Source organism: Janthinobacterium sp. (genome assembly GCF_031995485.1).
In the GTDB taxonomy this organism is placed as follows: Bacteria; Pseudomonadota; Gammaproteobacteria; order Burkholderiales; family Burkholderiaceae_D; genus Janthinobacterium.
The window spans coordinates 17773-30175 of record NZ_DAMAGB010000040.1; the positions used below are offsets into that span (position 1 = coordinate 17773).

The 12403-nt window shown below is 62.1% G+C and carries 10 protein-coding genes and 1 pseudogene; 3 read left to right on the forward strand and 8 right to left on the reverse strand.

Annotation, left to right across the window (positions count from 1 at the left end):
• Nucleotides 1-25: 25 nt before the first annotated feature.
• A complete protein-coding gene (locus RTQ46_RS19850) occupies nt 26-790 on the reverse strand; it encodes a DeoR/GlpR family DNA-binding transcription regulator (protein WP_312439311.1) in 765 nt (254 codons plus the stop codon).
• 73 nt (nt 791-863) lie between these two features.
• On the opposite strand from RTQ46_RS19850, the pseudogene RTQ46_RS19855 reads away from it, so the two are divergent.
• Nucleotides 864-1433, forward strand: a pseudogene (locus tag RTQ46_RS19855) (NUDIX domain-containing protein); the annotation flags it as partial.
• Between the two features lie 420 nt (nt 1434-1853).
• Here RTQ46_RS19855 and RTQ46_RS19860 read toward each other — a convergent pair.
• From RTQ46_RS19860 to RTQ46_RS19890, 7 genes are all read right to left on the reverse strand, one after another.
• Nucleotides 1854-2825: an ABC transporter permease gene (locus RTQ46_RS19860; RefSeq protein WP_312439312.1), complete on the reverse strand. Its 972-nt coding sequence runs from the start codon at nt 2823-2825 to the stop codon at nt 1854-1856.
• A gap of 4 nt (nt 2826-2829) precedes the next feature.
• Complete coding sequence (locus tag RTQ46_RS19865) at nt 2830-3909, reverse strand: ABC transporter permease (protein ID WP_312439313.1); 1080 nt, start codon at nt 3907-3909, stop codon at nt 2830-2832.
• On the reverse strand, nt 3906-5435 hold the full coding sequence (locus RTQ46_RS19870; RefSeq protein ID WP_312439314.1) for an ABC transporter ATP-binding protein: 1530 nt from the start codon (nt 5433-5435) through the stop codon (nt 3906-3908). Before RTQ46_RS19870 ends, RTQ46_RS19865 begins: the two co-directional genes overlap by 4 nt.
• A gap of 79 nt (nt 5436-5514) precedes the next feature.
• Nucleotides 5515-6510: a BMP family ABC transporter substrate-binding protein gene (locus tag RTQ46_RS19875; RefSeq protein WP_312439315.1), complete on the reverse strand. Its 996-nt coding sequence runs from the start codon at nt 6508-6510 to the stop codon at nt 5515-5517.
• Between the two features lie 290 nt (nt 6511-6800).
• On the reverse strand, nt 6801-7703 hold the full coding sequence (locus RTQ46_RS19880) for a LysR family transcriptional regulator (protein ID WP_312439316.1): 903 nt from the start codon (nt 7701-7703) through the stop codon (nt 6801-6803).
• 81 nt (nt 7704-7784) lie between these two features.
• Entirely contained in the window at nt 7785-8705 is a 921-nt protein-coding gene (locus tag RTQ46_RS19885) for a pseudouridine-5'-phosphate glycosidase (RefSeq protein ID WP_312439351.1), read from the reverse strand.
• A gap of 13 nt (nt 8706-8718) precedes the next feature.
• A complete protein-coding gene (locus RTQ46_RS19890) occupies nt 8719-9873 on the reverse strand; it encodes a carbohydrate kinase (protein WP_312439317.1) in 1155 nt (384 codons plus the stop codon).
• A gap of 326 nt (nt 9874-10199) precedes the next feature.
• Here RTQ46_RS19890 and xapA point away from each other — a divergent pair, with 326 nt between their 5' ends.
• Together xapA and RTQ46_RS19900 are read left to right on the forward strand one after the other, a co-directional pair.
• Nucleotides 10200-11039 (forward strand): xanthosine phosphorylase, encoded by an 840-nt coding sequence (gene xapA, locus RTQ46_RS19895; protein WP_312439318.1) that lies wholly within the window; start codon nt 10200-10202, stop codon nt 11037-11039.
• Nucleotides 11040-11144: 105 nt separating this feature from the next.
• Nucleotides 11145-12338 carry a phosphopentomutase gene (locus RTQ46_RS19900; RefSeq protein ID WP_312439319.1) on the forward strand — a complete coding sequence of 398 codons (1194 nt, stop codon included), beginning with the start codon at nt 11145-11147 and terminating at the stop codon, nt 12336-12338.
• Nucleotides 12339-12403: the final 65 nt, after the last annotated feature.

Below are 12403 nucleotides of genomic sequence, written 5' to 3' on the forward strand. Positions count from 1 at the left end.
CCGACCTACCCGACCTGCACGCGTTTCAGGCAAGCGTGATGTTTATTCCCATTTCGCGGTAGGGGGCCACCAGCGCGTCGTCGGTATCGCGCAGCACGACGATATCGCTGACCTGGCTTAATGGTGCAATCTGGAATGGCGAGGCGGTGTTCAGCTTTTCCGGCGAAGCCAGCACCACCGTGCGCGCGGCCGCGTCGCAGAGCGCCCGCTTGACGCAAGCCTCCTCGTAGTCGCCGGTAGTGATCCCCGCCTGCGGATGCAGGCTCGAGACGCCCATGAAATACAGATCGGCCCGGATGCGGGCGATCGCTTCCACGGTGGCGGCGCCCACGTTGACGAGCGAATGCCGGAACAATCTTCCTCCCAGCATTACCACCTCGATCAGCGGGTGGTGCACCAGCTCCACCGCAATCGACGGGCTGTGGGTGACCACCGTGGCGCGCAGCTCGCCCGGCAGCTGGCGCACCAGATGCAGGCAGGTGGTGCCGCCGTCGACAAACACCACCTGGCCCGCTTCGATCATGGCGCCGGCCGCGCGGCCGATGGCCGGCTTGGCGTCCTGCGAAATCTGCTCGCGGCTGGCGTACGGCGCTAGTGCCGGCGAGGCGGGCAGGTTCGGTATCGCGCCGCCATGCACGCGCTGCAGCAAGCCCTCTTTTGCCAGTTCGCGCAGGTCGCGTCGTATGGTGTCTTCCGACAATCCCAGGGCGTCGCTGACGGCTTTGGCGACAATCTGGCCTTCGCGCTGCAGCAGGTCCAGCAGGTAGTGTTTGCGTTGATGGGTCAGCATATTTTCTTGAATATTCTTGAAGTTGCACGAGTTTGCATGATAAAGTCGGCGAACGCAAGCACAAGGAGACAAGATGAACCAGGAACGAGTCCGCATCCAGAATGTGACCACGCTGTCGCACGACTGGTATTTATTACAAAAAACCACATTTGACTATCTGCGCCGCGATGGCCAGTGGCAGACACAAACGCGCGAAACCTATGACCGCGGCGATGGCGCCACCATCCTGCTGTACAACCGTGCAAAACGCACGGTGATCCTGATTCGCCAGTTCCGCTTTCCCACGTATCGTGACGGCCATCACGGCTTCCTGATCGAGGCGGCGGCCGGGCTGCTGGAGCAGGCCAGTCCCGAACAGCGCATCCGCGCCGAGGTGGAAGAGGAGACTGGCTACCGCGTGGGCGATGTGCACAAGGTGTTCGAGGCCTTCATGAGCCCCGGCTCCGTCACCGAACGCCTGCATTTCTTTGTCGCCGAATACGATCCGTCCAGCCGCCTGAACGAAGGCGGCGGCCTGGCCCATGAAGGCGAAGATATCGAAGTGCTGGAACTGCCCCTGGCGCAGGCGATGCAGATGGTGGCGGACGGGCGCATCTGCGACGGCAAGACCATCATGCTGCTGCAGCATGCCCAGCTGCGGCTGATGCCGGTCAAGGAAGGTTTGCAGATACTGGTCGCCGGGCCATACCGCTCGGGCACCGGCGACGACCCGGCCAGGATGGCGGCCAATGTGGCGGCCATGGAAGCACTGTGTTTGCCGCTGTATGCGGCCGGCCATCTGCCGGTGCTGGGTGAATGGCTGGCCTTGCCGATGCTGGCGCTGGCCGGCTCGCGCCAGGCAGGCGATGCGGTGTATGAAGCGCTGTTCCACACGCACTGTGAGCGCTTGCTCTCGCATTGCGACGCGGTACTGCGTCTCAAAGGGGAATCGTCCGGCGCCGACCGCATGGTGGCCGTGGCGCGGGGCTTGGGCCTGCCGGTCTATTTTTCGCTGGAAGACATTCCGGCGGCATAAAAAAAGCGAAGCCCGCGGGCTTCGCTTTTTTACAGGCGCTGGATAAAACTAGCGCGACTTGACGAACGGAATGCCGATCGCCTTTGGCGCCACCGACTTGGCCATCAGACCGGCCAGCACGATCACGGTCACCACATACGGCACCATCTGGATCAGCGAACCGGGAATGCGGCCCACCACCGGCAGGTCGACGCCTTCGATCTGGATCTGTATCGCGCTGAAGAAGCCGAACATCAGGCAGCCGAGGAAGGTGTAAACCGGACGCCAGTTGCCGAACACCATGGCCGTCAGGGCCAGGTAGCCGGCGCCGGCCGACATGTCGCGCAGGAAAAAGCCGCTTTGCACGATGGCCAGGTAGGCGCCCGAGAACGAGCACAGAATGCCGGCCACCAACATGGCCATATAGCGCGTCGCTTCCACGCTGACGCCAGCCGAATCGGCCGCATGCGGGTTCTCGCCGCAGGCGCGCAGGCGCAGGCCGAAGCGCGTGTGGTACAGCAGCCAGTGCACCAGCGGGATCAGCAGGAACGCCACGTAGACCAGGATCGAATGGCCGCCGATCAGGTGCGCATACACCCAGCCGATGAACGGAATATGTTCCACATACTGCGTGCCCGGCAGCACCACGTCGAACAGACGCGCGGACCCGAGGTCGGGCGTGCGGCCGCCCTGCTGGAAGAAGAACTGCGCCAGCACGAACGTCAGCCCGCTCATGGCGATGTTGATGGCCATGCCGGCCACCAGCTGGTTGCCCTTTTGCGTGATGCTGACATACGCCTGCAGCAGGGCCAGCGCGACGCAGACCAGCATGCCGGCCGCCATGCCGTAATACGGATTCTGCGTGGTGTAGGCCACGGCGGCGGAAGCGAAGGCGCTGGCCAGGATCTTGCCTTCCAGGCCGATGTCGATCATGCCGCTGCGTTCGGCAAACAGGCCGGCCATGGCGGCAAAGATCAGCACCGGCGCATTGCGCACGGTCGAGACCAGGATGCTGGCGAAATGAAAGTCGTCGAGTGTCATGGTGTTAGCCTTTGGTGCGCTTGAGCAGGGCGGAAATGGCCGGTGCGTAGAAGTTTTCCATCGCGCCGCAGAACAGGATGATCAGGCCCTGGATGAAGATGAATGTCTCGGTCGGGATATTCGGTTTTTCCAGCGACAGGTCAAAGCCGCCCTGTATCAGCGCGCCAAACAGCACCGACGACAAAAAGATGCCGACCGGATGCTGGCGGCCCATCAGCGCGATCGCGATGCCAATGAAACCCGCGCCGCCAACGAAGTTGAGCGACAGGTAATGGGTCGAGCCCATGATGGAATTGACCGAACCGAGACCGGCCAGCGCGCCGGAAATGAGCATGACGATAATGATCATCTTGCTGATCGACACGCCCGCATAGTGGGCCGCATGCTTGTTCAGGCCGGTGGCGCGCAGCTTGAAGCCCCATGACGAGCGCCACACCATCACGCCGTAGACTGCCAGCGCAATGATGGCCAGGATAAAGCTGATGTTCAGTGGCGTGTCGCCCAGCGCCGGGAACCAGGTGGACAGGCGCGGCATTTCGCCGCTTTCGGCAAACACGCGGCTGGCCGTGTTCTGCTCGCCGGGCGGGATCAGGTATTTCACGATCACGAAGTTCATCAAACTTCCCGCGATGAAGTTGAACATGATGGTGGTGACCACGATATGGCTGCCGCGTTTTGCCTGCAGATAGCCGGGCAACAAGCCCCACAGCGCGCCGAACAGGGCCGCGCCGATCATCGCAGCCGGTATCAGGAGCCAGGCGGGCAGGGTCTGGTCGAAGGCCAGCATGGCGACCGTCAGGCCCAGGCCGCCGATATACATCTGGCCTTCGCTGCCGATATTGAACAGGCCGGCCTGCATCGCCACCGACACAGATAAACCCGTGAAGATGAAGGTGCTGGCGTAAAACAGCGTGTAGCTCAGGCCTTCCGGATTGAGGATGGCGCTGTTGATCAGGATGCCCAGCGATTCGCCCGGGTCTTCGCCCAGCAGAAAGATGACCAGTGCCGCGACCAGCAAGGCCGACAGCAGGTTTAACATGGGCATGACAAAGGCTGTCGCCCAGCGTGGCAAGTCGTTATTCATGATTTGTGCAGTCCCCCCATCAGCAGACCGATGCGGGTGGTATCGAATTCTTCAATTTTCAGTTCGCCGGTGATGCGTCCGCCGCACATGACCAGAATGCGGTCGGCCAGCGCCCGCACTTCTTCCAGTTCGACCGACACCAGCAGGATTGCCACGCCCGCGTCGCGCAGGGCCAGCAATTGCGTGTGGATGCTCTCGATGGTGCCGATATCGACGCCGCGCGTCGGTTGTCCGACCAGCATCAGTTTCGGTTTCGCCAGTACTTCGCGCGCGATCACCACTTTCTGCTGGTTACCGCCCGACAGCAGGCCGATGCGCAGGTCCGGGTTGGCCGGACGCACGTCAAAGGCCTTCAGCAGTTCGGCGCAGCGCGCGCCGATGGCCTTGAAGTTGAACAGGCCCCAGCGGTTTTTCAGGTGGTCCTGGTAACCGAGGATGGTGTTCTGCATTACCGAGAAATTTTTCACCACGCCATCACGCAGGCGGTCTTCCGGGATATGGGCGATTCCCAGGTCGCGAAACACCAGCGGCAGGCCGTCGGCGTCGTGGCGCTTGCCGAACGGCAGGTCCTGGTCCAGGAAGCGCAGCTTGCCCGAGGTGGGCAGGCGCATGCCGGACAGAATCTCCAGCAGTTCGCTCTGGCCATTGCCCGAGACGCCGGCAATGGCGACGATTTCGCCGGCGCGCAGATTGAAACCTATGTCGGCCAGCAATTTCACCTGCTGCTCGTCGGCCAGCTGCAAGCCGTCCACTTCCAGCACGGTGGCGCCCGGGTTGTACGGTGCGCGCGGCAGATGGCTCTGGATCGGGCGGCCCACCATCATGTTGGCCAGCTCTTCCTTCGAGGTGCCGGCCGTTGCCACCGCACCCACCACCGTGCCGCCGCGCATGACGGTGACGTTGTCGGTGATTTCCAGGATTTCCTGCAGCTTATGCGTGATCAGGATGATGGTCTTGCCCTGTTCCTTGAACAAGCGCAGGATTTCGAACAGCGAGGCCGTTTCCTGGGCCGTCAGCACGGCCGTCGGCTCGTCGAGGATCAGGATATTGGCGCTGCGGTAGATCTGCTTGAGGATTTCCACGCGCTGCTGGGCGCCGACCGACAAATCTTCGATCTTGGCCAGCGGGTCGACGTCGAGGCGGTAGCGCGTACAGATTTCGCGCAGTTTCGCTTCGGCTTCGGCGCGGTGGCTGGCCAGCCGGAAGCCGCCTTCCGTGCCCAGCATGATATTGTCGAGGACGGTAAAATTCTCGACCAGCATGAAGTGCTGGTGCACCATGCCGATACCCAGCTCGATTGCTTCCTGGCTGTTGCGGATAGGCTGTACTTTTCCGTCAAGCAGGATTTCTCCGCCGTCGGCACGGTAATATCCGTACAGGATGCTCATCAAGGTCGATTTGCCGGCGCCGTTTTCGCCCACCAGGCCGTGGATGCTGCCCTTGGCGATGGAAAAACTGACGTCGGTGTTCGCCTTCACATGTCCAAAATGCTTGGAGATGCTGCGAAATTCTACTGCTGGCTGCATAGGCTCATAACTGGATAGTTTCATGGAAACGCGCCGCGCGGGGAGAACCCCGGCGGCGCGTCTAGAGATGAGTCGAAAGTTAAACCGGGCAGCTGCTGCCGACGCGGTAATCGATCACTTTGATCTTGCCATCGATAATGTCCTTGCGCGCACCCAGCACGCGCTTCTCGATTTCCGGCGTGATCAGCTTGCGGTTGTTCGCGTCTAACGCCCAATCCACGCCGCCTTCTTTCAGGCCTTTGTAGCTGACGCCGCCTTTCCAAGTGCCGTTTTTCACTTGCATGAAGCTGTCGTATACGGTGTTGTCGACGCGCTTGACCATCGAGGTCAGCATGGTGCCCGGGTACAGATGATTCTGGTTCGAATCGACGCCGATCGCCAGCTTGCCTTTTTCCTTGGCCATCTGCAAAGTGCCCATGCCGCTGCCGCCAGCTACCGCAAACACCACGTCGACGCCGCGCTCGAATTGCGAGCGGGCCAGTTCGCCGCCCTTGGCCGGGTCATTCCACGCGCCCGAAGTAGTGCCAACCATGTTCTGCGTCAGTTCCGCTTTCGGATTGACGGCCTTGATGCCTTGCGCATAGCCGCAGGCAAAATTGCGGATCAATGGAATATCGATGCCGCCGATAAAGCCGATTTTCTTGCTCTTGCTGGCCATGGCTGCCGCCACGCCCACCAGGTAGGAGCCTTCTTCTTCCTTGAACACCACCGAGTTGACGTTGGCGCCTGCCGCCTGGCCGTCGATCAGCACGAATTTCACGTTGGGAAATTCCTTGGCGACCTTCTGCACGGCTTGTGTCTGTGCAAAGCCGATGGCGGCGATCATGTCGAGTTTTTTGCGGGCCAGGCCGCGCATCACCTGCTCAGCCTGGGTATCGCTGGAGGCCTGCACTTCGATGAACGAGATGCCGGTGTCTTTCTTGAAGCGCTCGGCGCCTTCGAAAGCGGATTGGTTGAACGACTTGTCGAACTTGCCGCCCGCGTCATACACGACACCCAGTTTTGGGGTAGCCGCGGACGCTTGAGCAGCCAGCAATGCGGCTGCGATCGTCAAACTAAATTGTGTAAGTTTCATGAATTGGCTCCTGGAAGATCGATATTGTATATTTTTTATAGGGCAAACAGAAAATTTGGGGCCGATTTAGCCTGTCCTGCCTGCAAGAATCGATGGTTCCTTATCAACATTGCACCGTATCGCACAAGAACATTGCTATCCAGCTGGCTGCTCCGGCATACAGTGTGATGCGCATGCAACACTTTTGGGAGGGACGTTCGGTCCACTATGCATCAGGCCGATATGTATGGCAAATACGTTTTTGTTTAGGGATTTATATGTAGCGGATATAAATCGGAGGCGGCCTGGCCTCAGGTCGCCGGCGGATTGAGGATATTGAGAAAGGCGCGCACCACCGGTGCATCGTCGAGCGTGGTGTAGCTGATATACAGATTGGCGGACGGCGGATTGGTCTTGATCGGCAAAAAGACCACGCCGGGCCAGCCGATGCGGCTGGTCGTTTCCGGCACCAGCGTCACGCCCAGGCCGACGCCGACCATCGCCAGCAGGGTTTGCGGCTCGTTGGCTTCCTGGAAAATCACGGGCTCGAAGCCGGCATTGACGCAGCACTGCACCAGATAGCGGGGAAAGGCCGATTTGTCCAGCGCCAGCGACAGCATCGGTTCGTCGGCAATGTCGATCAGTTCGATGGAGGCATGTTTGGCCAGCGGGTGGTGTTCATTGACGGCCACGCAGACATTTTCGCGAAAGCACAGTTCCTGGCGCAGATTGTCGTGTCGCAAATCATCATCGTTGAGCTTGGGTTCGCGCCAGAAGCCCACGTCGATCTGCTTGCTGCGCAGCGCTTCGTATTGCACCGTCGGCCCCAGTTCATGAATGGTCCAGGTAACGCGCGGAAATTTGGTCTGGAATTGCTCCAGCAGGCTGGGAATCGGGCCCCACATGGCCGAGCCGACGATGCCGACGCGCAAGCGGCCCACTTCGCCGCGGTCGATCTGGCGGATGGTATCGATGGTCATGCGCATCTTGCCCAGCAGGTCGGCCGCTTCGTGCATCAGCGCCTTGCCGGCCACGGTCAACTCGAAGGTGCGCGTGGTGCGCGCAAACAGGCGCACGCCCAGTTCGCTTTCCAGTTTCATGATCTGCTGGCTCAGGGGCGGCTGCGAGATATGCAGGCGCTCGGCTGCGCGGCTGAAGCTTTTCTCCTCGGCAACGGCGAGAAAATACTTTAACTGTTTCAGATCAATGGACATGCTTTCCTTGGCGTGTGTGATGCCTGGAGGGAACAACGCGCGGGCCGGTCGGCACCCGCGCGTTTCTTTACAGCAGTCCTATTATCGGGGCAGCACCGCCTGCATGGCAATGGCGAGCTTGGTACCGACCTGGGCGTTGTGCTTGACCAGCGCGATATTGGTGGCCAGGCTGCGGCCATCGGTCAGCTGCTTGATGCGCGACAGCAGGAATGGCGTGACCTGCTTGCCCTTGACGCCGCCGGCGTCCGCTTCCTGCAGCGCCTGGGTGGTAATCGCGTCGATCTCTTCCTTCGGCATCGCCTGTGCGGCCGGCACCGGATTGCTGACCACCACGCCGCCGCTCAAGCCCAGCTGCCATTTGGTGCTGATAAAGGCGGCCTGCTCGTCGGCGCTGTCGAGGCGGAAATCGGCCTTGAAGCCGCTTTCGCGCGTAAAGAAGGCCGGGAAGCCTTCCTGGCCCACGCTGATGACGGGCACGCCGTGGGTTTCCAGGTATTCCAGGGTCAGGCCGATATCGAGGATCGATTTCACGCCGGCACAGACCACCGCGACCGAGGTCTGCGCCAGTTCCTGCAGGTCGGCCGAAATGTCAAAACTGGTTTCCGCGCCGCGGTGCACGCCGCCGATGCCGCCGGTGACGAACACGGCAATGCCGGCCAGTTCGGCGCAGATCATGGTGGCGGCCACCGTGGTGGCGCCCAGTTTCTTTTGCGACAGCACGAACGGCAGGTCGCGGCGGCTGACCTTCATGGCGTCGGGCGAAGTGCCCAGCAGTTCCAGCTGCTCGGGCGACAGGCCGATGCAGATCTTGCCGTCGATAATGGCGATGGTGGCCGGCACGGCGCCGCCGTCACGGATGATCTGTTCCACTTCGCGCGCCATCTCCACGTTTTGCGGATACGGCATGCCGTGCGAAATAATGGTCGATTCCAGCGCCACGATGGCCTTGCCGGCCGCGCGCGCGTCCAGCACTTCTTGCGAGAACAAAAGGAAGTTTTGCAGTTGGGTCATGGGGTCAGTCCTGTTGGTAAAGAATGGGGGAGGGCGCCGCTGCGGCGTTGTCGAGCTCGACCAGCACGCTGGCGGAAATCAGGGGGGATACGGTGGCGCTCGATTCGAGCGTCATGGCGGCCAGCTTCAGGCCGCGCCGGCAGGCCAGTTTCAGATCATGGCTGTCGTGATACAGCGACCAGCAGACGGCAGCGGAAAAGGCGTCGCCGGCGCCGGTCACATCGACCGGGTTGACGGCCAGAGCGGGCAGGTGGGCAATGGCTGCGTCCGCTCCCTCGCCATCGGTAAACAGCACGCCGCCGCCGCCGATGGTAACGATCAGCTGGCGCACGCCCTGGCGCAGCACCTCGCGGCAAGCCAAATGCACATCGGCCTGCGTCGGCAGGGCGCGCGCCACGCGCGTTTCCAGTTCGCCACGGTTCAGGATCAGCAACTGCAGGCCGGCCAGGTCCTGCGGCAGGTGCGCCATTTTCGGCTGCGATACGCCGACGATCACCAGCGGCGCGGCATGGCCATCGGCCTGGCGCGCTTCGTCCAGCAAGGCCGCCACGCTGTCGTGCGGCAGGTTCAGGTCGCACACGGTCAGGGCGGCCTGGGCGCGCTGCGGCTGGCGGCTGTGCAGGAATGCCGGCGTCAGCTGTTCATACAACTGCATGTTGGCCATCGCCAGCAGCATTTCGCCCTGTTCGTCGAGCACCGCCGTATATGTGCCGCTGCCGGTATTGGCGAGGTGCAGGCTGCCGCGCATGTCGATGCCGGCTTCCTCCGCATGGGTCTGCAGGGCATGGCCGGCCGCGTCGTCGCCCAGCGCCGTCAGCAGCGCCACGGGCAGGCCCAGGCGCGCCAGGTTTTCCGCGATATTGCGGCCCACGCCACCAAACACTTCGGTCGAGCGCACGGGATTCGAGGTGCCCATCTGCAGAGTTGCCAGCGTGCGCATCTTGCGGTCCAGGTTGGCCGCGCCGAGGCACAGCACGGGGCGGCTGTCGGGCAGCACATAGGCGCGGCCCAGCAGGCGGCGTTCGCGGATCAGGCCGGCGATATGGCCGGCCACGGCCGAGCGCGACAGGCCGAGACTGGTCGCCAGCTCCTGCTGCGAAATAAAGGGATTGCTGCGGATCAGCGCGTACAGCTGTTCTTTTTTCGAAAGGTCGGTCACGGCAGGCTCGGAAAAAACAATTGTTTGCAAGGTTAAACATTTGTCTAATGCATGTCAACTGCGGTGTCATCTGCGGTGTCAATCCGAATCATGCCCGGCATGGCGGGGGTGGCGCGACTGTTCTATAATGCCGGCCATTTATATATCTTTTGTATAAATGTGCAAGAAAAATGGTATTTGCCATACATATGGCGCCTGATGCATAGTGGCGCCTGATAGCAACCATACGCACGTCGATATATCTGCACAGGACAGCGTTCGCTGCAGAGTTCAAGCAAAAGATCGCCCGGATCAGCACATCAACTCAACCATTCACGAGGACCACCATGTCGAACAACGCCCCTTTCCACGCCGCCGAAATCATCCGTGCCCGCGCCCCAGAAAATTTCAAGCCGCGCGTGGCGATGATCCTCGGTTCCGGCCTGGGCGTGTTGGCCGAGCAGATGACGGACGCCGTCAGCATCAGCTTTGACGAACTGCCAGGTTTTCCGATCAGCACCGTGCACGGCCATGCCGGCGAGCTGGTGGTCGGCACCCTGTCGGGCGTGGCAGTGGTCTGCATGAAGGGCCGCGGCCACTTCTACGAAGGCTACGGCATGGGCGTGATGACCAGCGCCATCCGCACCTTGAAGCTGCTGGGCTGCGAAATGCTGTTCGTCACGAATGCCGCCGGTTCCTTGCGCCCTGAAGTGGATGCCGGCAGCCTGGTCGCCATCAGCGACCATATCAACCTGTTGCCGGGCACGCCGATGGTCGGCCCGAACGACGACCGCTTCGGCCCGCGCTTCTTCAGCATGGCCAACGCCTACGACGCCGAGCTGCGCCAGCAAGTCAAGGACACCGCTGCCGCCAACGGCATCACGCTGCATGAAGGCGTATTCGTGGCCTACCCCGGCCCGAACTTCGAGACCGCCGCCGAAATCCGCATGATGGCCCGCCTGGGCGCCGACACGGTCGGCATGTCGGTGGTGCCGGAAGTGGTGTCGGCCCGCCATTGCGACCTCAAAGTGGTGGGCGTGTCGGTGATTACCAACCTGGCCGAAGGCATGTCGCCGTTCGCGCTGTCGCACGAGCAGACCCTGAAATACGCGGCCATCGGCGCGAAAGACCTGGTCAAGCTGATCCTCGCTTTCCTGGCCAACGTCGCTGCAAAACCACAAGCCTAAGCAGGATTCCCACCGCCGCGCGGCCTGCGCCCACAAGGCTGCCGCGCGGCAGGGCCGGACGATCCGGCCTACACTATCCGCATCATCCCTATAGCGAGCCTTATCATGTCACGCGCATTTATCCTTTTGCTTGATTCCTTTGGCCTTGGCGCAACGCCGGACGCGGCCAAGTACGGCGACGCCGGCGCCAATACCTTTGGCCATATCGCCAGCACCGTCGCCAAAAGCGGCAAGCCTCTGAAACTGCCGAACATGGAGCGCCTGGGCCTGGCCGCAGCCGCCCACCTGGCCAGCGGCGAATGGGCCACCGGCTTCGAACAGCGCGAGGGGTTCACTGGCGCTTACGGCGCCGCGCGCGAGCGCTCGACCGGCAAGGACACGCAAAGCGGCCACTGGGAAATCGCCGGCGTGCCGGTCGAATTCGACTGGGGATACTTCCCGCGCACCACGCCGTCGTTCCCGGCCGACCTCACCGAAAAACTGCAGGCAATGTCGGGCGTGCCGGGTTTTCTCGGCGACTGCCACGCCTCGGGCACCGACATCATCAACAAGCACGGCGACGAGCATGTCGCTACCGGCAAGCTGATCATCTACACTTCGGGCGACTCGGTGATGCAGATCGCCGCGCACGAAGAATCATTCGGCCTCGAGCGCCTGTACGAAGTGTGCGAAATGGCCTTCAAGCTGGTCGAGCCCTACAATATCGGCCGCGTGATCGCGCGCCCGTTCACGGGCAGCAACGGCAACTACACGCGCACCACCAACCGCCACGACTACGCCGTCGCGCCGCCGGCGCCGACCCTGCTCGACCACGTGAAAAACGCCGGTGGCGAAGTGGTCGGCCTGGGCAAGATCAGCGACATCTTCGCCACGCAAGGCATCTCGCGCGTGGTCAAGGGCGTGGACAATATGGCGCTGTTCGAAGCACTGTTGAAGACCGCCGATGAAGTGCAGGACAAGTCGCTCACGTTTGTGAACTTCGTCGACTTCGACCAGGCCTTCGGCCACCGCCGCAACACCGAAGGCTATGCCGACGCGCTGCGCGAAATGGATGCGCGCCTGCCCGAGTTCATGGCCAAGCTGAAAGAGGGCGATCTGGTGGTGATCACCGCCGACCATGGCTGCGACCCGACCTGGCACGGCTCCGACCACACGCGCGAACATATCCCGATGATCTTCTTCGGCCCCGGCGTGGCGCCGCGCGCGCTGGGCATTTCCGAGAGCTTCTCCGATATCGGCCAGACGCTGGCCAAGCACCTTGGCGTGGCGCCGCTGGCCAACGGCACCAGCGTGCTGTGACCGGGGTCGGCCCCTGTGGGTCTGACCCCGGGGTTTGCTTTTGGGGTATTGGCTGCATGGCGCCG